The sequence below is a fragment of the Microcoleus sp. K5-D4 genome (assembly GCF_036704575.1).
In the GTDB taxonomy this organism is placed as follows: Bacteria; Cyanobacteriota; Cyanobacteriia; order Cyanobacteriales; family Microcoleaceae; genus Microcoleus.
Genome location: NZ_JAUBSD010000041.1, coordinates 37,012 through 59,895 on the forward strand (window position 1 = coordinate 37,012; position 22,884 = coordinate 59,895).

The following is a 22,884-nucleotide window of genomic DNA, read 5'->3' on the forward strand; positions in this document are numbered from 1 at the left end:
AGACTTTTTCGCCCCTCTAAAATTTAAAAAAGAGCTATGCTGGCAACATCAGAGTAAAAGTTGATCCCTTGCCAAACTCGCTACTCACAGTAATTTCTCCCCCCAGCATCTGAGAGTATTTCTGCGCTATTGCCAAACCCAAACCCGTACCTCCGTACTTGCGGGTAGTCGAAGCATCAGCTTGCGTAAAAGGTTGAAATAATTTTTGTAGCTGTTCAGGAGTAATCCCAATCCCCGTATCAGTACACTTAATAATTAACAGTTCCGAATCCCTAATATTCTCGTCATTTTTAATTTTTTCCACGCTGAGTGTAACTGTTCCTTTATGAGTAAACTTAGCGGCATTGCTGAGCAAATTAAACAAAATTTGAGTAAACTTAATTTGATCCGAATACACTTCGCCAATATTATTAGGACACTCCACATTCAGACGATTAGTGTTTCGCAAAAATAGCGGTTCAACAGTTCTGGCTACATCTTGAACTGCCTGGGACACGTCAAAAGTTTCTAATTCAAGTTCCGCGTGACCGGCTTCAATCTTCGACAAGTCCAGAATATCATTAATTAAGGAAAGTAAAAGCTGGCCTGAATGGTGAATTCTCTCCAAATCCGACACAAAATTTTCTTCGCCCAAATCTAAAGCCTCTTCTTGCAGAATCTCGCTGTAACCGATAATTGCATTCAGAGGAGTTCGCAGTTCGTGGCTCATGTTAGCCAAAAACTGACTTTTAGCCAAACTAGCGGCTTCTGCGGCTTCCTTTGCCTTGTAGAGTTCTGCCTCGGCTTGCAAGCGGTCGGTCACGTCGTGAGCCAGAACTAATTCAGCATTTCTGCTATCAAATACCAGAGCATAAGAAGTAATTTCTACATCAATAATTGTTCCGTCTTTTTTCTGGTGCTGCCACACACCTGCAAACTCAATATCGGCATCTACTTGGGATATATTTTCTAGCAATTTCGGCAGCTCTTTGGAGGGACGAAGGTCCGCAACGGTCATGTTGAGAAATTCGTCGCGAGTGTAGCCGTAGTGTTGGACAGCAGCCTGATTGACGGCTATAAATTCTAGAGTTTCTAAATCGTAAACCCACATCGGATGGGGGTTATTTTTAAACAAAAGTCTGTAGCGTTCTTCCGAGGCTCGCAGTTGGACTTCGGCTTGTTTGCGCTCGGTAATGTCGCGGACAACCGTGCAAATAATCTCGCGGCCGCCGTAGGAAATCACGCTCCCGCTCACTTCCACATCCACGCAGGAACCGTCTCGGCGACGGTAGAGAACTTCGCCAATTCTAAATTGTTTGTCCGTCAGCAGCAACTCGATATTGTTGTCAATTAGGTCTTTAGAGTAAGCGATGATATCGTAGATAGTCAGTTGCGAAATCGCATCAGGACTGTAATCGAGCAAGTTTCTAAACGCTGTATTGGCTTCCAAAAGGCGTTTGGTTTGAGCGTCCCACAGGAAAATGCAATCTGTAGCTTGCTCGACTACGGCTCTGTAGCGGGCTTTTTCCTCAAGTTGTTCGCTGTCGGCTTGGGCGATCGCACTCAACATTCCGTTGATAGTATGGGCAAGGTCGGACAACTCGTCTTCGCCCGTAACCGGCAGTCGCACCGACAGGTCTTGGCTGCTGCTGACGTGGTTCACTGCTTTCGCCAAACCGCTCAACCGAGACAGCACCAGACGCTCTAGCAGTAGCAGAGTGCAGCCGACCAACCCAACTCCCGCTAACGCTACAGACCCCAACAGGTACAGCAAACTAATTTGACCTTGCCGATATATTTCTCTGGGGATATCCACCCGCAATAGCAGCGCAGGTTGGTTGTAAATATCGCGGATCAAAGCGTAACCTGCGATCGACTCTTCGCTTAAAGGACGCACCCAAATTGGTTTTTTTTCCGACATTTTCTCCCGCGCTTGCTGAAAGTCTGCAGGCAACCGACCCTCATTCACGCTGTGTACGATTAGTGGCAAGCGAGTAATTTTAGAAACCTTCGCAATGCCCGCAGCATCCAAATTGCGCCCGAATATCAGCGTACCTCGGATCGGGCCAGTGCTTTTAGTCGTGAGAATAGGCCGGGAAGTAATCAGTATTGGCCCTGACGGTAGCAGCAGGATACCAGCGAGGCTGCTTTTGGCGTTGGGGTGCTGCAACAGCGGGTCGCTGAGAGAAATGCGCCGTTTTAATGCTTCTGGAACAGGCGTTAGTTTCAGCTTTTGGCTGTCTAAACCCGTACTGTAAACTATTTTGCCAGAAGTATTGACAAATATGGCTATATTAACTCTTATATTAGCCAGCCCTTCTGGAATTAAATTGGAGGCAATGAATTTTGAGTTGCGGTTTTGGATGAAAGTGTAGGTGTCGTCCCAGGACGACCAGTCGGCAAAGCGCGAGTTAAAGTCATCTGCGGTTTGCCCGAACACATTGAGCACTCCCTTGACAACCTGTGTGGCTTCTTGTTCCTCTGCTTTGATCAGGCTGCCCAAGAGGATGCTTGAGGAGGCGACATAGAGAATGCCAGTCAATCCAGCGATGGTAATGCCAATTATCGATAGTGTTTTCCGACGCAGTTTCATTTTGCCATGTGTGTGGTGTCCGTCCGAAATTCTCAAACTCAGGAGCAATTTTACTACTGTTTCCTGAACCCTGACCGAAAGCAATTTAGTCCGGGGGCACCCGATGTATCAGTGGGGTTGCTTTCTTCAAGTCTAAAATCTAAAATCTAAAATCTAAAATCGATTGACTGGTGGCGCAGCGCGTGTTTCCTACTTTTCCCACACCTGCTGTTTGTGAGATTCTTTGCAAATACCCAAGATGCGCCGATCGTTCTCGCTGATGGTAGAAATTGGGTAATACTGTTCCAGGTTTACGGAGTAGGGAGAGCGACTGCCGTCGTAAGTGTCAACTACTGTTAAATTTAACTGAGTTCGATCGCTTGTGCCGTAAAAACAGTAAAAAGCAGACCGAGGCAGGTAAAAAGCTCCTACTACCTTACTCTGCCGCATTTCAAATACAAAATATTCTTGTTTAATTTCATCTGGGTTGCTCGACTGGCCGTAGAGATAAATGCCCTCTCCTAAACCTGTGCTAGCTGTATCTGGCGCAGGATTTGGGGGGGATTGCCAGCTCAAAATGTCGGATTTGATGTCCGAGTCCTGTGATCGGTGTGCGGGGAATGCGATGCTCAAGTTACCGGGCGAGAGAGCAAGCACGATCGCGATCGCTTCTAAACTTCCTGTCAATATCAAATAAGTCAAAACCACTCCAGACCCCAAAATTTAAAATAGCTGGTTCCAAGCGCCTCTTGTACCAGTTTCACAAAGATCGGAGAGAAACCGGGTATTTGGCTTAATGTTGGCTATTAACTTGAAGGAAAGATCGCCCGCCCGGTTCCTGAACTTAAATCTAAGATTAGTTTGGACCAATTTTGCCTCCGCCCTGATCGCGCGATCGACCCCTCAAATAATACCATTTTAGATTTTTAATTTTAGATTAAAGAATTGAATAATGTGGCGTGACGTATTTCATAAGGGTTTCGAGTACGGGTCTACAGTTGCATTCTTTTTTTTAACTGGTATAAAAGTATCCTTCCCAGCCGCGCCAACATGAAAAAAAAAAGTTGAGATTTCCCAAAATCTCAACTTTTTTAGTGACTAACTAGCCAAGTATTCTCGGACTTGAGATTGGCGGCGCCGCAGGTGGGCAAGGGCTTGATGTTCTAGCTGCCGCACCCGTTCCCGGCTGAGATTTAACCGTTCTCCGACTTTCGCCAGAGACATTTCCGTGCCGTCTTCCAAACCGAAGCGCAGAATTATTACATCTCGCTGCTGGGGGGTAAGTTCTGATATCAAAGTATTGAGGTCTTGCCGCAGTAATTCCGAGGTAATGTAGTTGTCTGGAGATGCCGTTTCGTCTTCTAAGAGTTCTTGCAATTCGGTATCTTGGTTGTCTCCTACCCGCAAGTCCAAAGAAACTGGATGTCTTGCCATCAGCAGGTATTCCCGAATTTGGGAAGGGTGCAGTTCCAAGGCTGCGGCAATTTCCCCGGGGGAGGGAGATCTGCCCAACTGCTGCGTGAGTTCCCGCTGCACCTTTTTGATTTTGTTGAGTTTTTCGGTGATGTGAATTGGCAATCGAATTGTGCGGGCGTGTTGGGCGATCGCGCGGGTAATTGCTTGCCGAATCCACCAGTAGGCATAGGTAGAAAATTTGTATCCCCGCATCGGGTCAAATTTTTCGACTCCTCGTTCTAAACCGAGGGTGCCTTCTTGGATTAAATCCAAGAATTCCATATTGCGTTTCTGGTATTTTTTGGCGATCGCCACTACTAGCCGCAAATTCGCTTCAATCATCTTTTGCTTTGCCCGCCGCCCTATGTGTAAGATGCGGCTAAGTTCAGGTTCGGTCAACTCCATTTCGGCAGCCCACTCTTGATTCGTCAGATCCCGCTGCCATTCTTTAGCAAGTGCTTGTTTTGCTTCGATTAATTTCATCATTTGCTGCACCTGCTTCCCGAAAACAATTTCTTCTTCTCGGGTTAGCAGGGGTACGCGACCGATCTCGTGCAGATAGGTACGAACCGTATCCGTTGAGGAGTATGGCCGGCTGCCCATGCGATCGGCTTTCACTGTTTTGTTTTTGGGGGTTGTGGTGGACATGGGTGAGTATTGCACTCCTTGTAACAACAGATAAAAAGTTGGTGATACCCTGTCCCACTTTTGCAAGTGGGATAAAGACTGCGACAAAGGGGATGTTTCCCCTCATGTTTATCGGTGACGATCGGTAGAAGCTTTTTGTTTGGGATTACTTTTGTGCTGGATTTTCCAGTAATCCCCGTCGATTTTCGGTAGCTCGCTAGCTTTAACGGCTAGTTCAAGGCGAAGTGAAGCAAGAGTTTAGTTTTCTCAATATTATTCCCAATTTTGAGGATCGTAAAGGGTAAAAACCTCTGTCTTAAGGTCAAGATTCTACATTTTTCCTTAAGGTTTTGAATTCCCTGTTAGTTTTAACTGCCACTCAACTTCACAATACTCATGCAAACAGACTCATGCAATTCGAGGGCTTTGTTTTGCTCTCTGTTCCATCATCGCTTGAAATTTTCTCGCTGCCTAGATGGTGGGATGCGAGATAACCGAACTCGATCGCCGTATTAGATGGGAGTAACTGTTTAAAATATTTCTTGACATTTTTATTTAAATATGCTAATCCAATTCTGCTACGAGTAACGACAAGGTGTATAAAGGCTGGCTGTTGCCCTGTTTGACTTTCATTGTGCTGCGAGGCTCCATCATCTCCATCATGTTTAAGCTTAGGCAAATTTTGGGCAGTTAGGGATGAGGGGTGAGGGGGTGAAAGGGGAAAAGCTTCTGACGGAAAGCTGGGGGCTAATTTTTTTGAGGTTCGATCGCACTTTTTCGTTTATAACTGAGGCAAAAATCTGATATTTCTGTCATTGCCAGCGATCGCCAATTCTGCGCCCCGACTAATTTACAGTAACCTTTGCCTAAGTTCTGTAATGAATCTAGCAGTTGTCAATCTAAAATCCCAAATCCATTTTAGCAGCTTCTGCCTCGGCAAATACTTGTTCATCGGGCATTTCTTGCCAGTCAATATCCCCGATTTCCCTGTAGAATTGCTCGTCATAGGGGCGAGTTTGCACGACTACGGGCATCGGTACGGCGTGGCCCAAAACTAATGCTTGCTGTTTGGAGTCGAGTTTTGCCAAAACAGAACGCAAACTCTGCCCTCCTGAAACGCCGGTGAAAATAGCATCGATGTCTTTATCGTCGTTTAACAAGGCTGTAATGCGGGTGCCTACTTGCGACATGACTTCGGCATCAATGCCGGAAGGACGCTGGTCTACAATCAGTAGGGTGACAAAGTATTTTCGCATTTCTCTGGCAATTGTCCCGAAAATAGTCGATCGCACGATCGCCGGATCGAGAAAGCGGTGAGCTTCTTCAATGGTAATCACCAACGGCTGCGGGCGATCGCACGGATTTTTACTCTGCAAAAACTTCTCAGCTTTTCGTACGTAAGATCCGTGAATGCGACGAGTAATCACGTTTGCCGCCAACATATACGACAGCAAATCCGAGTGCGAACCAAACTCAATTACTACATTTTTGCCAGCATCCAAACACTGCAAAACTTCAGTTACATAATTTTTTGGACAGCGTTTACGAATGTATGTTAAATCATTCAATCTCTCTAACTTTCGCTGCAAAGCCATAATCGAAGACTTATTCCCCCGCTTTTCTTCGCAAAACATTTGGATATCTTCGTTGGTCATTTCCAACAACTTGTTTATCCAACCACTGCCCAACTCATTTCGCAAAATAATCGCATTTTCGATACTAGCTTCCGACAAATTTAACTCGCGCTGCACCAGCGCGATGTCTTCCACTTCAATTTGATCGAAACTTAAAAATAACTCTTGAGCGTCGCGGACTCCCCGGCGTTTTGTCGATTCTGGATCGAGGGTATAAATCTGCATTTTATCGGGAAACAACTGCCGCAAACCTTTAACAGTGCTGAACTGTTTCCCTTCCGAAACAGCTTCCCACCCGTACTCCGAGTGCATATCAAAAATTAGATTGACAGCAGCTTGCTTGCGAATAATTCCCGATAGAAGCAAGCGCGTCAGGAAAGATTTTCCCGTTCCCGACTTGCCAAAAACCCCGTTGCTGCGTTCCACAAATCGGTCTAAATCCAAGCACACAGCAACGTCCATGTCAATCGGTTTGCCGATCGCAAAATTGCGGCGGTACGGGTCATCTTCCCAGCCAAAAACTGCCCGAAAATCAGTTTCTTTGGCATCAAACACCTGGGAAAAGTGGCTGGGAATAGTTTTAACGGGCAGCAACTCAATATCCGCGCCCGTTTGTGACTCAAAAGAAGCCAAATTTCCTAACGCCAGCTTATTCTCGCGGGCTCCGCCGTTTTTCGTCGGGTCGAAAATTGCCTGCTGTTTTTCTCTCTCAGCAGTCAACATCAACATCGGCGAAAGTTCGATCGTACCGTAGGTGCTGCTACCGGCTAGCACTGCCAGAAGAAAATCGTCGTCGGGATTGGGAGGATTCGATAAAATGCGGGCGCTAGAAGTTCCGAGAGACACGTCGGTGAGCATACAGAAAAAGTGCGATCGCACCCCCCGCACTACTAGAAATTTCCCCACCCTCATATCTTCCACCGAAACATCGGCGTGCAGTCGCACTTCTAATCCCTTGCTCAGGGAACCTTGAATAACAGAGCCTAACGGTCGATCCATTTTAGATTTTAGATTTTCGATTGTTAATAATCGGGCAATTTTCGCGGGGCGAGTTTTGATTGTAGATTTTTGATTGTTAACAGTCAACTAATTACCATTCCGATTCTAATGGCAATTCAAAAAAACTCGGACTCAGATGTATATCGGTCAAATCCGTTTCGCTCAAATAAGCGTCGGTCAAAAATACCCCTTTTAAACTTGCGCCTTTGAGGTTAGTACCTTTCAGGTTAGCACCTCTGAGATTAACTCGGAATAAATGAGCATCGCTCAAGTCTGCCTCAGTTAAATCTGCTCCCTCCAAATTTACTCTCATCAAATCTGCTTTTCGGAGATCAGCTTCGTTTAACTTAGCGCCACTGAGGTTAGCTTTTGTCAAGTCTACACCTCTCAAGTCGGCCCCGCTCAAGTTAGCGAACAGCAAAGTAGCTCCGGTGAAATCTGTCTCCCTCAAATCGGCATCTCTTAAATTAGCACCGCTGAGGTCAGCCCTTGTTAAGTCTACACCCCGAAGGTCAGCAGAACTCAAGTTTACTTGGTGTAAAATTGCGCCGCTTAAATCGGCTCCTCTCAAATCTGTTTGCTCCAAGTTTGCACCTTTGAGGTAAGCTTTTTTTAAGCTAGCTCTGCTGAGATCTACATTTTTGAGATTGACCGAACTTAAGTTAGAAGCGCTCAAATTAGCTCCGCTTAAATCTGACCCGTTTAAGTCGGCTCCGGTTAAGTTTACCCCTTGCAGCGATACATTGGGAGCAATTAAATAAGCTCCGCCCAGAGCGGGGTCAATGCCTTCTGAAAACAATGTTTTGTTGCTGTAAACAGCTTTCTCCAAAATCGTACCGCTCAAACTAGCTTCCCTCAAGTCCGCTGCGCTGAGGTTGGCTCCTGCTAAGTTTGCCCGATCGAGTTTTGCGCCAAATAAAATAGCTTTGTATAAGTTTGTCCGCCGCAAATCGGCTCCTTTTAAATCGGCTTCGGTCAAATCTACCATAGCCAGATTTAAGCCAGGGAGCGAAGCATTGGGAGCTAGCAAAAATGCTCCCAGTGCACCCGGATCGATATCCTCGGGAAAGATAGTCCGGTTGTTGTATACCGCCTTGTCTAAAATGGCGCCGCTCAACTGAGAACCGCGCAAATCGGCTCCACTGAGGTTGGCTCTGGTTAAGTTGGCTTCGTGGAGATTTGCTCCAACTAAATTAGCCTTGATCAAACTTGCTTGTTTGAGGTTGGCGCCGGTGAATTCGGCTCCTACGAGATTAGCTTCTCGGAGGAAAGCACCAGTCAAATCGGCTCTAGTGAGGTTAGCTAAATTAAGAAATGATTCAGCTAAATCCGCCCCGCTGAGATTAGCACCGCTGAGGTCGGCTTCGATCAGGTCTGCATACCTGAGCATAGCGCCGCTGAGGTTGGTTTCTCGGAGATCCGTGCCTCGGAGGTTGGCTCCCCGGAGTTCCGCACCGCCAAGGTTGGTGCCTTTAAGTGCTTGTCCCCTGAGATCGAGTCGGTGCAGAAAGTCACCAACGTTCATTTCCATGTCAAATTCACCCTCTCTATTCCGATACTTTTTTCCTAACCTTTGAAATTAAGTTAGATATTCTGAAAGTATCTTTGCTGAGTTCTGGTCAAAACCATTGTAATCATCAATAGCCACAACTGGTGCATCTGGCGGATAGTGTTCGGGAATATCGTCAATGGCTACCCAAGGTGAGTTTTCTGCTTGATTTTGTCGAAGATACTCAAGAACTTCCTGGTGTCGTAAATATTTGTGTTGGTGAATATTTTTGGGGTTGAGAAAAGGGGTGAATCCGATAATACGGATAGCGATATCTGGTGAAAATAATGGCGGGATTACCTCGAAGGGGAATATTTCACGCCAGGATGATGAAATTACTACTCGCGCATTAGGATAGGAACGAAGAACATTTTCAAAGTGATTAAGGCAAACTGAATTAAATTTCATTATATCTGTTTGCAAACTCGATCCATTTCTTCTGTCAGGAATAAGTACACCATCAATGTCTAAAAAAATTAACATTAACTAAAAGTCCTAGTGAATTATTTGATGAGTATTAATACTGCTGAATAATATAATGTGCAGCGACGATTCTCTCTCAATTGTTCGCTACATCGACTTGTTAGACTGCAATCAACATTGTTATTCACTGTTTTTATTGGTGGCTGCTTTCTGAGGAAAGGAAGATGCTGGTATCAACAAGTATTATTCTGAAATTTACAGTTTTTCTTGGCTTCTGCCTTCCCCCCTGCTGGGGTAGGGGGGGTTGGCTTCTACCTTCTGCCTTCAGGCAAGAGGAGCAAAACTGTAGATTTTTTGAGGTTCGAGCCGATCGCAAATTGCGACTAATTCCGACAGAAGGAATGTCTCGCGATCGAGCTGGACTTGCAGGGTTTTGAGCGGATCTCCACCGGAGGAAACCATGAATTCTAATGTTTGCAAATTCGGCTCAGTGCTGATTTCGCCCAAAATTTGACCGATCGCCTTGACGTAAGGATGGTTTGGATCTTGGTACCAGTCGGGGGCTGCGAGTCCGGCTTGATCGAAGCCTAGATGAACGATGAGGGAGCCTTCTCCGAAAAGGGCTATTCCGACCGGCCGCGCTTCTTCTTGCAGCAGCAAGTGCTGGTTAGCCGCCAAATGCCGCAGTTTTTCGAGGTGTTCGTACCGATTTTGAATGGCAGAATCTTCCTCTTTTCCTTCTGGTTTCTGGCTTCTACCTTCTTCCTTCGTTTCGTTCCACTGAATCGCCACTGTTACTAAATAAGTTTGCAGTAGCATATGACCGAGTTTTTCGGCTTTTGTTGCCAGATAGATCGAATTGTAATCTGTGGCTTCAATTAGTAAGGGGACGCGATCGGCTACTTCAATCCCGTAACCTTTCAAACCCGCAATTTTGCGCGGGTTGTTGGTAATCAACCGAATTTTTTTAACTCCCAAATCGTTGAGCATTTGTGCTCCGACGCCGTAGTTCCGCAAGTCGGCGGGAAATCCCAACCGTTCGTTGGCTTCTACCGTATCCAATCCCAAATCTTGCAGCGAGTAAGCTTTTAGTTTATTTACCAATCCAATACCCCGACCTTCTTGGCGCAAGTAAACTATGACGCCAGAACCGACATTTTCGATCATTTTCAGTGCAGCTTGCAGTTGCATCCGGCAGTCGCAGCGCAGGGAACCCAAAGCATCGCCGGTCAGGCATTCGGAATGCACCCGCACCATCACGGGTTTGTCTTTAAATTCTGCCGGGTCGCCCTTGACAATAGCAACGTGTTCTGAATTGTCTTGGGTGTCGCGGTAGGCGTAAATCATAAAATCGCCGAATTGAGTGGGCAATTTGGCGACGGTTTCGCGGCGGACGAATCGATCGTGCTTGAGTCGGTAGCTAATTAAGTCGGCAATACTAATTATTTTGAGGTTGTGGAGTTTAGCGTACTCGATTAATTCGGGCAACCTCGCCATCGAACCGTCGGGGTTTTGAATTTCGCAGATGACGCCGCTGGGATACAGGCCGGCGAGTCTGGCGAGGTCAACCGAGGCCTCGGTGTGACCGGCGCGTTTGAGGACGCCACCGTCGATCGCCCGCAGGGGGAAAATGTGACCGGGACGGCGCAAGTCTTGAGGTTTGGTGTCCGGGTGGATGGCGACTTGGATGGTGCGGGCTCTGTCTTCGGCGGAGATGCCGGTACTGACGCCGTTGACTGCATCGATGCTGACGGTGAAGGCTGTTTGGTTGTTGTCGGTGTTTTTGCTGACCATCAGGGGCAGTTCCAGGCGATCGAGCCTTTCGCCACTCAATGCCAGACAAATCAAGCCCCGCGCGTTCACGGCCATGAAATTGATGTTGTCGGGGGTGGCGAATTGGGCGGCACAAATCACATCGCCTTCGTTTTCGCGGTTTTCGTCATCGACTACTACCAGGGGGCGACCTGCTTTGAGGTCTGCGAGGGCGCTGTCGATCGAGTCAAATTGAAATGATTGAGTTGAGGAGTTGTTATTTGGCACTGAGGAGTTCAAGCTATAAACAGTAATGTTATGGAAATAGAATGTATTTGTGATTGTAACCTTTTGTTTCCGACAGGGCGATCGGCCAATCCAGATGAGTTTGACAATATTTCTAAAGTCACTTACTATAATTATTGCATCTTGTCAACAAAATCTCTCCCCAATATTTCATGAGCTTGAGTGAGTTCGTCGATCGCATCATCAAGTCGGCATCGAATTTAAAGGAAATTGTTTTAGATCCGTTTATGGGTTCCGGGACTACAGCAATTGTGTCTCTGGGTTTGCAGCGACAAGTTATTGGATTTTAAATTAGGGCTGATTACTGTCAGATTGTCGCTAGTAGAATAGATAATTTTTTGATGGACAAGGAACTCAGAGAAGCACAGTTATCTTTATTCTAAATTTGGTAAATTGCAGCAACTTAATTTAAATTGTCCCAGAGCGGGCGAGCGGTCTCAAGCGAGCGGCGCTTAAGATCGCACTGCCCAGAAAGATCGGCGCAATGGGACAATATTGATATCCAGTCAAATTATCCCAACCATGAATAATTGGCCGAAATTCCTCCCCGATCCTACATCGTGCGCCAGAGGGTTTGCCTTAAGCATTAGCTTTTGGCTGATTGTTTCTTTACTGTGGCCCAATGCTTACTACTATTCCTACAGATTTAGCAGGATGTACTGGTACACCATCAGGAACTCTGACTGGGAATCCCCGATCGTACTTGCTTGGTTGTGCCAAATCTGGTTATTTGCTTTCTATCACTGGGGGTTAACCAAGTTTGCAGAGTGGGTGGAAATTCGCCGACACAATCAGCAACCGCCGACTGTATCGGCTTGGCAGCACTGGAGGGAAGGCGTTATAGCATTTCTCACACTGCCAGCAGCAATCGTGATGGGAATTCCGCCGACCGCCCTTTTTATGCTGCCGCTAAGAAGCTTTTCGGGCGCGCTCGTTGCTTTAATTCTAGGAACTGCGATCGCATCTGCTTACCTGTATCACTTCCGCTTTGCAAAGCTGCTTAAAAATCTTCTTAAATTCTTATGGATTTTCTATGCAGAGCTTCTAAAGATACTGGAACTTGTGTTAGTTCCAGTATTAACTGGTACTCCGTTTTTCCTGCTAACTGTTGCGACGGCCGAAATCGTGCCAATACAGCTACTGCCGCTGACAACCTTTCTGTTAGTTATTTGCGTACTGCTAAGCGGGATAGTGGGATATGCAGCTTTACAGTATTGGTCAGCGCATCTAGTTAATTGGGCCGCGACGTGGTGGCCCGCTGACTCTCCTGGTTACGGCCGGATTCAAGCCCGAAAAGCCTGGAAACACAACAGGACAGCAACCAGCCAATCTTTTGTTCGGCACACAACCAGTTGGCACTTAGCAGCTAACGACGCTACCAACCTAATTTACCTAAACCTCATAGCGATCGTACTCGGTGCGATCGCTTTTCTGTTGTTTGGAGAGTCTTCAGAATCGTCAGAAACACAAGAAGAGATTTTAGGATCTGCCGTAGCCCTAGTTTGGGTGGCGCTGTGGCATTTCTGGGGGTGGCCTCGCGAAGTAGAAATTGCTAGAGGTAAACCGGAGGCTAAGAAAAGTCAGAGTTCAGCTAAGAAAAAGCGATCGCCCAATTCTAACTCACCGCCTCCGAATCCGGTAGAACAAGAACTCAACCAGCTCAAAGCCACAACTGGAATGAATCGGATGAAACCTGTGAGACGATCAACCCAGCCAACTCCTGAAGTTGCTCAATGGTATGTGTTTCGCAGCGGTGAAGCCAAGGGGCCCTATACCAAATTGCAATTATGGGAGATTCAGGAAATCACAGCCCGAACCAAAGTCCGGCGCGGGGAAGCCGAGTGGCAGCGCGCCGGTGAAATTCCAGAATTAGCGTCGTACCTCACTCAAAAATAAGACAGTACACGTCACCGCAGATCCATCGGCGCTCAAGACGATCGCACTGCCCAGAAAGTAGCGCTATTCTTAGAAAATGGATTTGTGTCAGCGAGACTCCCGCAGATTTTTATGAATATTACTTTGAGTCCTGAGCAAGTGAAATTGATCGAAGCGCAATTAGCACTAGGGCAGTTTAGCTCGCCGGAAGAGGTGATTACAAAAGCCCTCCAGACTTTGACTCAAACGCGGAAGCTTTATTGGGAGTGGGTGGAGGAGGTTCGCTCTTCGGTGGAGGAAGCGGAGGCGGAACTATCGCGGGGTGAGGGAATCCCGTTAGAGACTGCGTGCGAGCAATTGCAGGAAAAGTTTCGCAAGGCACGAGAGGTTCAGGGATGAGCCGATGCTTTGTCTCTCCAACTGCAAGCCGAGACTTGAATGCCATTGGTGATTATTTTGTTGGCTCAACTTTATACATAAAAAAAAGCCCTCAACTTTGTGAGGGCTTTGCGATGCCAGGAACGAGACTTGAACTCGTGACACGTGGATTTTCAGTCCACTGCTCTACCAACTGAGCTATCCCGGCTTGTTTTTTCGCGCTTTACTATCTTAGCAGACACATACAGAATTTAGCAAGCACTTTTCTCAATTAATTTTCGCTCGCCCGGAACCCCCCCCCTGTAAGCTAAAAGCTGCAACCTAAAATCCAAAAATCGCAATGGCACAGCAACATCGGGACAGCGAGGGCAAGAGTCTGCTTGTCTTAGGCATAATTTGGCTGCTGGGGGCAATTAGCGATCGCCTCTGGTTTGCCCTCGATCGATCTGTCCCGGCGTGGGATCAAGCCGACTACCTGACTAGCAGCCTGAAATACTTGCAGGCGTTGCAGCATCCTCAGTGGCTTTCCGGGGAGTGGTGGACAAACTTCTGGCTGCTTTCGACGAAAATTCCGCCCTTGGCATACATCTTGACGGTTCCGTTTCTTCAGGTTTTCGGTACTGGGGGCGATCGGGCAACCCTCGTTCATCTATTATTTAGTGCAATTCTCCTCGCCTCAGTCTACAGTCTGGGCGTCCAATTATTTAACCGGCAAGTCGGTTTGTGGGCCGCTGCAATTTGCGTTTTGTTACCGGGACTTTATCGGTTCCGCTTGCAATTTTTGCTCGACTATCCCCTCACTGCTGCGATTACTTTTGCTTTCTATTGTCTGACTATGTGGAAGGCTTCAGAAGGAAGAAGTTCGGCAACGGATTCTGTAACGGATGTAACGGATGTAACCGATAGAACTCAGTTGAAAGAACGAACGAATAAAAAGTATAAATTCTCCCCCTCTCCCCCTTCCTCCCTCTCCCCCTCCCACACTCCCTCACTCTCCGCGTCATCTTTCTTTTGGGCGATCGCCTTTGGAATTTCTCTCGGCTTATCAATATTAGTTAAACACACTACCGTATTATTTCTATTTACCCCGATTGTGTGGCTGGCTGTGGGTGCGGTGCGGCAAAAAGCTTGGGGAAGATTAGGTCAATTAACTGGTGCTCTGTTGCTGTCGGTGGCGGTGTTTGGGCCTTGGGCGAAAACCAATTGGCTGTTAATTTTGACCGGGGGAAAACGGGCAACGCTGGATTCTGCGATCGCCGAAGGAGATCCGGGCATCAATACGATCGACGCTTGGATTTACTACGGTCAGCACTTACCCGAACACATTTCTTGGCCTCTGTTACTTATTCCCTTAGTAGGATTGATACTTTATTGGCGTCGCCGGCAAGATAGTTCGTCCATCTTTTATCTCAACTCCTGTCGATGGCTGGCGGTTTTCTGGGGAGGAGCTTATTTAATTAATTCTCTAAATATCAACAAAGACGACCGATATGTGATACCTTATTTGCCCGTTTTATCTATTTTCTTAGCCTACTGTTTAACCCTGTGGCCTTCTCGGTGGGGACGACAAATTCGCTGGGGTACAATTGGCTTGGCAATTCTGGCGATGCTCTTCCATATCTGGCCGCTGGGAGGGGCTTTTGGACATAGCTTAGTCCAAATTATCAGTCCCGGCAATTCTAACTATCCTTACTTGGGGAAAGAGTGGCCACACCGTGAGGTAATTGCAGAAATTATTGATAGGGAACCTTATTTGCAATCTACTTTAGGCGTGTTGCCTTCGACGCCGGAAATTAATCAGCATAATTTGAATTTTTACGGTGCTTTGGCTAATTTTCAGGTTTACGGGCGGCAGGTGGGAACGAATTTCAAAGAAGTGCCGCAAGATGTGCGATCTCTCTCTTGGTTTGTAACTAAAAGTGGCCCGCAAGGTTCGATTCGCGAACGGATTAAAAAAGCTCAAAATTTAGCGGTGTCGGCAATTGAAAAAGGTGATAAGTTTGAGTTAGATAAAACTTGGGTTTTGCCCGATTATACTAATTTAAATCTTTATCGGAAGCGTGTGCAGCCTGTCGAAATACAGCCGTTGAATGAAGCGCGCTCGCAAGTACAATTAGATCGAGTTACTGTCGCTGCAAAAGCAGTTCCCGGAGTCGCGCTGCCGGTTACTTATACTTGGTCTGGGCCTTGGCAGCAGTTGCAGTCTGGTTTAGTGTTGGTAACGTGGCAAAATCAGCAGTCTGGCGATATTCCACCGGGAAAGACTTTCAAGATTTTACACGATCGCGCGATCGCCCAGGCGACTTTGCATCCGGGGATGCTGGAAGCAGATAAATTTGCTGTGGGGTTTCGAGTTGTCGATCGCACGGCGATGCTTCCTCCTGCTAATATTGCACCGGGAACTTACAATCTGCAAGCTACTTATCTAAATCGGAAAACCGGCGAAACTTATCCGATTAATGTGCCGGCAGTGAATGTTAAGATAGAGGCAGAGCCTCTGGATATGCGTTCTCAGGCAGAGCCTGGAAACGACGATAATACAGATAAGCCTGAGTTAGATTTGGTGACTCAATTGCGGGCGATGGCGGTTAATTTACCCAAAGGATTGCCAGGTTTAGAACCTGTGTTCGAGCAGATTGGGCGCATCAATCAGTACGATCCAATTCAAGATTATACCGTGCAAGCGGAACAAGCGTTAGAATATCGGTTGCAGCAGGAACCAAATAATTTAGAATTGGCTTATGCTTTGGCATTTTCTCGGGTATTGCAGCAGAATGTCGAAAGTGCGATCGCCGCCTTAGAAAAAGTCACTCAACTCGACTCAAAAAACCCTTACGCTTACGCCTATCTCGCTTTCGTACACCTGTACGGCTGGCATCCCAAAGCCGCTCAAACAGCCTTAAAACCTGCACTCGCTCTCAACTCCAATCTACCGGAAATTAGAGTTTTAAACGGTGTAGCGCAACTGATGCAAGGTAATCTCATTCAAGCATGGCAAGATTTGCAATTCTTAAAAAAACTAAAAATTTAACAATTCCTTTTATTGTGGCACGGGCGTCCCGCCTGTGCTTCCGAATCGGTAAAAAACAGAAAACCAATGAACCAACCAAGAATTGTCTCTCTAATTCCCAGTGCCACCGAAATTGTAGCACTTTTAGGATTAACCGATGCAATTGTGGGTCGTTCCCACGAATGCGACTATCCCCCAGAAATCCAAAATTTACCTGTTTGCACTCAGCCTAAATTCAATCCCGAAGGAACTAGCAGCGAAATTCACAACCGCGTGACAGAATTGTTGCAAAATGCCCTCAGCGTGTATAAAGTAGAAATAGATACTTTGGAAAAATTGCAGCCGACTCACATTATTACTCAAGCTCAATGTGAAGTCTGCGCTTGTTCTCTAACAGAGGTTGAACAAGCGGTAAGCACGCTGGTAAATAGCAAGCCAGAAATTATTTCTTTGCAGCCGAATCTGCTAGCAGAAATCTGGACGGATATTCAGCGAGTTGCTGATACTTTGGGCGTAGATGGCAAAAGTGCGATCGACCTTTTGCAATCCCGCATCGATGCTATTACCTCGAAAACACAAGCATCCTCTATTATTACCACAAAAGAGAGACTTCCCAAAGTAGCTTGCATCGAGTGGATTGAACCTTTGATGGCTGCGGGTAACTGGATTCCCGAATTAGTCGCAATGGCGGGAGGCAATTCGCTGTTTGGAATTGTCGGCGAACATTCCCCTTGGTTAAAATGGGAATCGCTAGTAGAAGCTAATCCCGATGTAATTATTTTCATGCCTTGCGGCTTTGATTTAAACCGCACTCGCAGCGAAGCAATGCAGATAACTAAATACGCAGAATGGCCTAATTTGCAAGCAGTAAAAACGGGGAAAGTTTACATAACTGACGGCAATTCATACTTTAATCGGCCGGGGCCGAGATTGGTTGATTCGTTAGAAATTTTAGCAGAAATTATCCATCCCGAAATCTTCGATTTTGGCTATCGAGGTAAGGGTTGGCAGCCATTTTTGTAAGTACCCGCAGGTAGCTAAAGCGTCATGTATATTAATTCTGAATTGCCTGCCCTACAAATAAGGACACAACATTGTTGTGTCCTTATTTCGCTTTCATTTAACCGAATCTGACATCAATTGATGCAAAAAACGCTAGTCCTACTTTGTTGAAGCAGGGGGCATCAATACCTTGTCAATTACGTGAATAACGCCGTTGGTAGCTTTGATATCAGCTTTCACAACATTAGCGCCGCTGACAGTAACTTTGCCTGCGCTAACTGCCACATTCAGCGAGGTGCCTTCAACACTTTTAACATCGCCGGATTTCAGGCTAGTAGATAAAACCGAACCAGGAACAACGTGGTAAGTTAAAATCTTAGTAAGTTGGGCTTTGTTTTCCGGTTTGAGCAAATTCTCCACAGTTCCTTTTGGCAAAGCAGCAAATGCCGCGTCAGTCGGAGCAAAAACAGTGAAAGGGCCTTTTCCTTGTAAAGTTGTAACCAAACCAGCCGCTCCCAAAGCCTTGGTCAGCGTCTTGAATTGAGCGTCGCCAGATGCAATAGCAACAATATCCTTAGTAGCGGAAGTTGGTGCCGGTGAAGCGCCAGTTGGTGCCTGTGAAGCGTCAGTTGGTGCCGGTGAAGCAGCGGTTTTCACATTTCCTCCAACTTGTTGAGTTTGAGTTGCATTAGCAACCTTGGTGTTGGACGTGATGTGAGCCCAAGCCGGGAAACCGATGAGCGCGCTAGCGCCAATTATTCCTGCGAAACCTGTGAGTTGTTTCATCCAGCTAGGTAAATTTTGATTTTTCATTGCGCTTGCATTTCCTTATGAGATAAAACCGTGAACATGAATTGTTATGTTAGCCAAATCTCGACAAAAGGCAAGGTTGCCAGAGGCTAAGATAGAGAGAAATTTCTCTTGCATCCCCGATCGACCAAAACTTCCTTAATATAACGCAACCTAAGAAATCTGGCATCAACCGCTAAATCTGTAACTCAAAACCTCAATCACCGAACCAGTTTGGGGTAAGTCACCAGATTTGATCGAAATCGTGTCATTATTCAATCGGCGCACCGGCGTACCATCCATCAGCGCCAAGAATTCATCTAGCGGCACCAAATCGCACGCAGCAGCATCGGCGGCTTGGGTTTTGAAATGTGTCGGAATCACCATCTTTGGTTTGAGAAGTTGCAAAGTTTGCTTCGCTTCCGCCGGAGTGTAAGCTTTGGGCCCTCCGCCTACGGGAATCAGCACGATATCGGGCCGCCCGATCAAGATTTGTTCTTCAATGCCGATCGGGCCAGCAACTCCGCCCAAGTGTAAAATCTTAACGCCCGCTTGCTGCCACAGCCAAGCCACATTGACCCCAAAGCGCCTTCCTCCCTCACGGTCTTTTTCTGTCCGAATCCCTTGAATCCGCAGCCCGTTAGACCTGTAAGCCCCTGGCTCGTACAAAAGGCCGGGATTGCCCGCAAATCCGTCGATCGCCCCTTCATCGAGCAACCGGCTGCTAATCAGAATCAAATCTGTTGGCACTTTAGGAGAGCGATAGCCTGCCGTACAGCCCAGGGGGCGAAAAGGGTTCACCAGCACCCTCGCACCGCCTCCGGCGAACAAGAAGCAAGTGTGCCCCAACCACTGAATCGACAAAGAATCAGCAGTTTGAGCTTGATAGCTTTCCCATCCAGATGGTAAACCAGTTGCTAAAGCTGCTAGCAAACCCGTCTGTGCGTAACGTATTAATTGTCGCCGTTTCATCTTGTGGTTGCGGTTATCGGGTGTTGGTCGTTTGTTGTTATATCACAAAACACCGGCAGTCGATTTTAGATTTTAGATTTTAGATTTACTTGCAGCATGGAATCTAGAATCTCGAACAGGAATCTAAAATTTGGGGTTCACCACGACAGCAGTGGGGGGCTTGTATCCTTTTTGGGGCGGTTCAGGTGCGAAAATGTTTACCCTACTCTCACCGTAAGGTGCTATAAGAGCGAACCCTACAAATTCAGAGAAATTCAACTAAAGTCTTTCCAAGAAATTTCGTAATAATTGCTTTCCTGCAGTCGTCAAAATACTTTCCGGGTGAAACTGCACACCTTCAATGTGCGGATATTCCCGATGCCGCACGCCCATAATAGTTCCGTCTTCAACCCAAGCGGTAATTTCCAAAACTTCTGGACAACTCTGCTTTTCAATTACCAAACTGTGATAGCGAGTTGCAATCATCGGCGATTCCACGCCCTGAAAAACTCCGACTCCTGCGTGTTCTACCTGAGAAGTTTTGCCGTGCATCAACACGGGTGCAGAAACAATTTTGCCGCCGAATACTTGACCGATACTTTGATGTCCGAGGCACACGCCTAAAATGGGTAGAGTCGGACCCAATTCTTTGATTAATTCCAGAGAAATTCCCGCATCTTCCGGCCGCCCCGGGCCTGGAGAAATCACCACTGCTGCCGGCTGCAATCGGCGAATTTCTGCTAAGGAGATTTGGTCGTTGCGGTAGACTTGCACTTCGCTTGCTACAGGCAACTCAGCACCGAGTTCTCCTAGATACTGTACCAAATTGTATGTAAAACTGTCGTAGTTATCGATGACTATAATCACGGGTTAAGTTAGATTTTAGGTTTTAGATTTTAGATTTTAGGTTAACTCGCTCCCTGAAAGCAAGGGTTTCAAGATTTTAGATAGATGCCGAAGATAAAAATAGCTGCAATATAGACGAATAAAACTAAAAATCTCAAATTGGTCATCTAAAACCTAAAATTTTCTGGGCTCAATAAGTTACTAACGGGCGATCGCAATTTGAACGACTGCCCACAAAGGAGGCAGCAGAAGTGCAGTACCGACGATGATCGCAGCCATTGCCGATACCAGAACCGCTCCGGCACCGCAGTCTTTGGCAATTTTGGCTAGTTCGTGGTAAGATTGCCCGACTGTCAAGTCTACCACCGATTCGATCGCCGTATTCAACAGTTCCATTGCTAAAACTATGCCAATGGTGACGCCGATCACAGATATTTCTACAGGTTTCAGTTGCAAAAATAGGCCGAGTCCGATCGCCAAAGTGCCAATAACAGTGTGAATCCGAAAATTGCGCTGAGTTTCAAAAGCATAACTCAGACCCCCCCAAGCGTATCTAAAACTCGTAGCTAAGCTAGATGCGATTTTCCAGGACAGCTCTCGGTTGTATTTCAAGGCTTTTTTAGGCTCGTGGACTGTCTGGCTAGAAGAGTCTTGAGGCATGGGCAGAAACTGTGCGATTTGTGATGAAATTGAGGGTCTATCTAGTGTCATAAAGAACCAACTTTAATTTACAGAGATGAATGAAAGCTAAACTTTTCAAATTAACTTCATCAAGTCTAGGTAACTTTTCTAAGTTTTTACTAAAATTCTGGTTTAATTTCAGAAAGTTATGTTGGGCTTGACATGATTTGTTAAATCACCATCAACTTCAGTTATGCTGTTTGGATCGCAAGACCGATCGCCTGCAGCAATGTTTCTTGTTGATCGAGCATTTGAGTCAGACTTTCTTCATCCGGGTGATCCCAGCCCAAAAGATGCAGAAAACCGTGGGCTGCCAGCCAAGCTAGTTCGGTCTTCAGGGGATGTCCTTGCTGCTGAGCTTGTCGGTTAGCTGTATCGATCGAGATGACGATATCACCCAAGTATAGGGGTTCAGATGACTGCATTTCCTCTAGCTGAGGACAGTCTACCTCTAAAGCTGCGAAAGCTAATACATCGGTCGATCGATCGAGCTGGCGGTACTGGAGGTTGAGGGCTTGCATCTCCGTATCGGCGGTTAAACGCAGACTGACTTCGTAGCCCGGAGCGACTGGCACATACTCTTCCTGGTTTTCCAGCCAAACGCTAAACCAATTTTCCCAGGTTTCGGCTGAAATCTCCCCGCTGGCTGCACTCTCAGGGAGGTTGGAAGCGTCGGCTGACTGCTGGGCGAGCCCGTAACAGTCTTCGACGTTCACCTCTATTAACATTTTTTTGCTCTCCTGTCAAGGGATATATTCAATTTTTTTACAAATTCCAATTGCGCTATCGAACGGCAGGGGATTTTGCTGTTGCTGGAAAGATACAGTAATCTGTTAGAGATTGCAACAGGCAGGCAGAACAATTAGCTTAACTCCCGATTAAGAAAGATCAAAAACATCACCAGAAATTAGAGGCTGATTGTTGGAATCCCCTATTAAGAATTGAAATAGCGATCGAGAAAAGCCAAACCGACGAGTACGCCTAAAAGTCCGATCGCCGTCAAGGCAAAATGAAACAAAGAAGTCGCCCGCTTGCGAACCATGTTCCGCATCGCCAGCTTGACATAACTCGGTGGAGGTGCAGTGTTTGTCGGCGCTGTCTGGTTTTCGGCGGACTCTTCTGACGCGGGAATTGCTGAGGGAGGTTGACTCATAACGGTTAGTTTAGAAGGTTAACAGAGGGGCTGCTGAGAACAGACTCGCCCCGATGGTAACAAATATGTAACGTTTTGTGTAGGATTTTTTAGATTTCAGATTGCCGCAGGCTGGTTTCGGGCGGCAGAGAATCGGGCTAAACTTTCTTCAGCCATCAGCCATCCGCTGAACTTCAGCAATAATTCGCCTCACTGTCTCCGCGTCGGGCGATCGCAAATGCTGCAAAATGTCCAAAGATTGCTGTAAATAATTCAAAGCTTTGTCAAAATCTCTCTTCTTATCTGCTAACAACAGTCCTAACATTGCGAAAGTATCAGCTTTCCCTTGAACATCGCCCATCTTTTCCTGAAGTTCGAGAGATTCTTCATAAAGTGCGATCGCCTTTGCTACTTCCCCTTGATTGGCATAAATTCCTGCTAGTTGGTGCAAAGTAGCAGCTTTCCCTCGAACATTGCCAATCTTTTCCTGGCGTTGTTGAATAGAGGTACGATAGAGCGAGTGAGCGATTCACAAAAACCAATTAACTGAAAGTCAAAGCCAATAAATTTTCCTGAATATAAGTCAACTCATGTTAATAAAAATGCGCCGAACAAAGGCAAGCAAAATTATATTTTTGTTGACTGTGGCATACAATTTAGAGAGTGCTATCAAACCCAGCATTGTTACGCGCAAGAAGTTAAATATCAATACCTAAAAATATATGTCAATGGGATGGGTTTTCGTGCGAGCAAGAGAGTCAAAGACCTGCATCACACGACAATAATTAATTGGCTCAAGCAAGTTGGAAAGCTGCTACCATCCGCTTACGATCTAGAGACAATTCCAGAAGTAAGTAGGTAGGCGGGAAAAAACATATTTATGTAACAAAACATTAAGCAGCATAATTGGAGTTAAACTTAAGG

At 46.5% G+C, this 22,884-nt stretch carries 19 protein-coding genes, 1 tRNA gene and 1 pseudogene; 6 read left to right on the forward strand and 15 right to left on the reverse strand.

Features of this window, described 5'->3' with window-relative positions; all coding sequences use genetic code 11:
• Positions 1-34 precede the first annotated feature (34 nt).
• The 7 genes from QUA77_RS14815 to ribBA form a co-directional block, all read right to left on the reverse strand.
• Complete coding sequence (locus QUA77_RS14815; protein ID WP_333450864.1) at positions 35-2,572, reverse strand: CHASE4 domain-containing protein; 2,538 nt, start codon at positions 2,570-2,572, stop codon at positions 35-37.
• 189 nt (positions 2,573-2,761) lie between these two features.
• Positions 2,762-3,259, reverse strand: coding sequence for a hypothetical protein (locus QUA77_RS14820; protein WP_333035895.1), 498 nt, complete (start codon positions 3,257-3,259; stop codon positions 2,762-2,764).
• A 390-nt stretch (positions 3,260-3,649) separates the two neighbouring features.
• Positions 3,650-4,654 carry an RNA polymerase sigma factor, RpoD/SigA family gene (locus tag QUA77_RS14825; protein ID WP_333035894.1) on the reverse strand — a complete coding sequence of 335 codons (1,005 nt, stop codon included), beginning with the start codon at positions 4,652-4,654 and terminating at the stop codon, positions 3,650-3,652.
• A gap of 878 nt (positions 4,655-5,532) precedes the next feature.
• Positions 5,533-7,266, reverse strand: coding sequence for an ATP-binding protein (locus tag QUA77_RS14830; RefSeq protein WP_333035893.1), 1,734 nt, complete (start codon positions 7,264-7,266; stop codon positions 5,533-5,535).
• A 91-nt stretch (positions 7,267-7,357) separates the two neighbouring features.
• The gene (locus tag QUA77_RS14835; protein ID WP_333035891.1) at positions 7,358-8,797 is read right to left on the reverse strand and encodes a pentapeptide repeat-containing protein; all 1,440 of its coding nucleotides are present in this window, start codon (positions 8,795-8,797) and stop codon (positions 7,358-7,360) included.
• 48 nt (positions 8,798-8,845) lie between these two features.
• Entirely contained in the window at positions 8,846-9,298 is a 453-nt protein-coding gene (locus QUA77_RS14840; protein WP_333184626.1) for an HAD domain-containing protein, read from the reverse strand.
• 264 nt (positions 9,299-9,562) lie between these two features.
• Positions 9,563-11,278: a bifunctional 3,4-dihydroxy-2-butanone-4-phosphate synthase/GTP cyclohydrolase II gene (gene ribBA / locus QUA77_RS14845; protein WP_333450867.1), complete on the reverse strand. Its 1,716-nt coding sequence runs from the start codon at positions 11,276-11,278 to the stop codon at positions 9,563-9,565.
• Positions 11,279-11,448: 170 nt separating this feature from the next.
• On the opposite strand from ribBA, the gene QUA77_RS14850 reads away from it, so the two are divergent.
• The 3 genes from QUA77_RS14850 (at position 11,449) to QUA77_RS14860 (ending at position 13,570) form a co-directional block, all read left to right on the forward strand.
• Positions 11,449-11,586: a DNA methyltransferase gene (locus tag QUA77_RS14850; RefSeq protein ID WP_333450868.1), complete on the forward strand. Its 138-nt coding sequence runs from the start codon at positions 11,449-11,451 to the stop codon at positions 11,584-11,586.
• Positions 11,587-11,818: 232 nt separating this feature from the next.
• Positions 11,819-13,192, forward strand: coding sequence for a DUF4339 domain-containing protein (locus QUA77_RS14855; RefSeq protein ID WP_333450871.1), 1,374 nt, complete (start codon positions 11,819-11,821; stop codon positions 13,190-13,192).
• An 84-nt stretch (positions 13,193-13,276) separates the two neighbouring features.
• On the forward strand, positions 13,277-13,570 hold the full coding sequence (locus tag QUA77_RS14860) for a hypothetical protein (protein WP_333450873.1): 294 nt from the start codon (positions 13,277-13,279) through the stop codon (positions 13,568-13,570).
• Between the two features lie 114 nt (positions 13,571-13,684).
• Here QUA77_RS14860 and QUA77_RS14865 read toward each other — a convergent pair.
• A tRNA-Phe gene (locus QUA77_RS14865) sits at positions 13,685-13,757 on the reverse strand.
• 132 nt (positions 13,758-13,889) lie between these two features.
• On the opposite strand from QUA77_RS14865, the gene QUA77_RS14870 reads away from it, so the two are divergent.
• Both QUA77_RS14870 and QUA77_RS14875 read left to right on the forward strand, forming a co-directional pair.
• On the forward strand, positions 13,890-16,580 hold the full coding sequence (locus QUA77_RS14870) for a glycosyltransferase family 39 protein (RefSeq protein WP_333450874.1): 2,691 nt from the start codon (positions 13,890-13,892) through the stop codon (positions 16,578-16,580).
• A gap of 66 nt (positions 16,581-16,646) precedes the next feature.
• The gene (locus QUA77_RS14875) at positions 16,647-17,582 is read left to right on the forward strand and encodes a cobalamin-binding protein (protein ID WP_333450876.1); all 936 of its coding nucleotides are present in this window, start codon (positions 16,647-16,649) and stop codon (positions 17,580-17,582) included.
• A gap of 138 nt (positions 17,583-17,720) precedes the next feature.
• Here the strand turns inward: QUA77_RS14875 and QUA77_RS14880 are convergent, their stop codons facing one another.
• The 7 genes from QUA77_RS14880 to QUA77_RS14910 form a co-directional block, all read right to left on the reverse strand.
• The gene (locus tag QUA77_RS14880) at positions 17,721-18,374 is read right to left on the reverse strand and encodes a fasciclin domain-containing protein (protein ID WP_333450878.1); all 654 of its coding nucleotides are present in this window, start codon (positions 18,372-18,374) and stop codon (positions 17,721-17,723) included.
• Between the two features lie 165 nt (positions 18,375-18,539).
• Positions 18,540-19,322: an MBL fold metallo-hydrolase gene (locus QUA77_RS14885; protein ID WP_333450879.1), complete on the reverse strand. Its 783-nt coding sequence runs from the start codon at positions 19,320-19,322 to the stop codon at positions 18,540-18,542.
• Positions 19,323-19,580: 258 nt separating this feature from the next.
• On the reverse strand, positions 19,581-20,168 hold the full coding sequence (locus tag QUA77_RS14890; protein ID WP_333374104.1) for an aminodeoxychorismate/anthranilate synthase component II: 588 nt from the start codon (positions 20,166-20,168) through the stop codon (positions 19,581-19,583).
• A 180-nt stretch (positions 20,169-20,348) separates the two neighbouring features.
• Positions 20,349-20,858: a diacylglycerol kinase family protein gene (locus QUA77_RS14895; RefSeq protein WP_333138264.1), complete on the reverse strand. Its 510-nt coding sequence runs from the start codon at positions 20,856-20,858 to the stop codon at positions 20,349-20,351.
• Positions 20,859-21,019: 161 nt separating this feature from the next.
• Positions 21,020-21,556, reverse strand: a complete 537-nt coding sequence (gene ybeY, locus QUA77_RS14900; RefSeq protein ID WP_333184606.1) for an rRNA maturation RNase YbeY — start codon at positions 21,554-21,556, stop codon at positions 21,020-21,022.
• Positions 21,557-21,762: 206 nt separating this feature from the next.
• Positions 21,763-21,981 carry a DUF3285 domain-containing protein gene (locus QUA77_RS14905; protein ID WP_333340478.1) on the reverse strand — a complete coding sequence of 73 codons (219 nt, stop codon included), beginning with the start codon at positions 21,979-21,981 and terminating at the stop codon, positions 21,763-21,765.
• A 148-nt stretch (positions 21,982-22,129) separates the two neighbouring features.
• Positions 22,130-22,411 (reverse strand): tetratricopeptide repeat protein, encoded by a 282-nt coding sequence (locus tag QUA77_RS14910; RefSeq protein ID WP_333035873.1) that lies wholly within the window; start codon positions 22,409-22,411, stop codon positions 22,130-22,132.
• A gap of 111 nt (positions 22,412-22,522) precedes the next feature.
• On the opposite strand from QUA77_RS14910, the pseudogene QUA77_RS14915 reads away from it, so the two are divergent.
• Positions 22,523-22,813: pseudogene (locus QUA77_RS14915) on the forward strand (IS1 family transposase); the annotation flags it as partial.
• Between the last annotated feature and the right edge of the window lie 71 nt (positions 22,814-22,884).

What these genes read in the sequence shown, in the direction of transcription:
- QUA77_RS14815 (WP_333450864.1), bottom strand. Translation starts at nt 2,572, where the DNA reads ATGAAACTGCGTCGGAAAACACTATCGATAATTGGCATTACCATCGCT.
- QUA77_RS14825 (WP_333035894.1), bottom strand. Translation starts at nt 4,654, where the DNA reads ATGTCCACCACAACCCCCAAAAACAAAACAGTGAAAGCCGATCGCATG.
- QUA77_RS14830 (WP_333035893.1), bottom strand. Translation starts at nt 7,266, where the DNA reads ATGGATCGACCGTTAGGCTCTGTTATTCAAGGTTCCCTGAGCAAGGGA.
- QUA77_RS14835 (WP_333035891.1), bottom strand. Translation starts at nt 8,797, where the DNA reads ATGGAAATGAACGTTGGTGACTTTCTGCACCGACTCGATCTCAGGGGA.
- QUA77_RS14840 (WP_333184626.1), bottom strand. Translation starts at nt 9,298, where the DNA reads ATGTTAATTTTTTTAGACATTGATGGTGTACTTATTCCTGACAGAAGA.
- QUA77_RS14850 (WP_333450868.1), top strand. Translation starts at nt 11,449, where the DNA reads ATGAGCTTGAGTGAGTTCGTCGATCGCATCATCAAGTCGGCATCGAAT.
- QUA77_RS14855 (WP_333450871.1), top strand. Translation starts at nt 11,819, where the DNA reads ATGAATAATTGGCCGAAATTCCTCCCCGATCCTACATCGTGCGCCAGA.
- QUA77_RS14870 (WP_333450874.1), top strand. Translation starts at nt 13,890, where the DNA reads ATGGCACAGCAACATCGGGACAGCGAGGGCAAGAGTCTGCTTGTCTTA.
- QUA77_RS14875 (WP_333450876.1), top strand. Translation starts at nt 16,647, where the DNA reads ATGAACCAACCAAGAATTGTCTCTCTAATTCCCAGTGCCACCGAAATT.
- QUA77_RS14880 (WP_333450878.1), bottom strand. Translation starts at nt 18,374, where the DNA reads ATGAAAAATCAAAATTTACCTAGCTGGATGAAACAACTCACAGGTTTC.
- QUA77_RS14885 (WP_333450879.1), bottom strand. Translation starts at nt 19,322, where the DNA reads ATGAAACGGCGACAATTAATACGTTACGCACAGACGGGTTTGCTAGCA.
- QUA77_RS14895 (WP_333138264.1), bottom strand. Translation starts at nt 20,858, where the DNA reads ATGACACTAGATAGACCCTCAATTTCATCACAAATCGCACAGTTTCTG.
- ybeY (WP_333184606.1), bottom strand. Translation starts at nt 21,556, where the DNA reads ATGTTAATAGAGGTGAACGTCGAAGACTGTTACGGGCTCGCCCAGCAG.
- QUA77_RS14905 (WP_333340478.1), bottom strand. Translation starts at nt 21,981, where the DNA reads ATGAGTCAACCTCCCTCAGCAATTCCCGCGTCAGAAGAGTCCGCCGAA.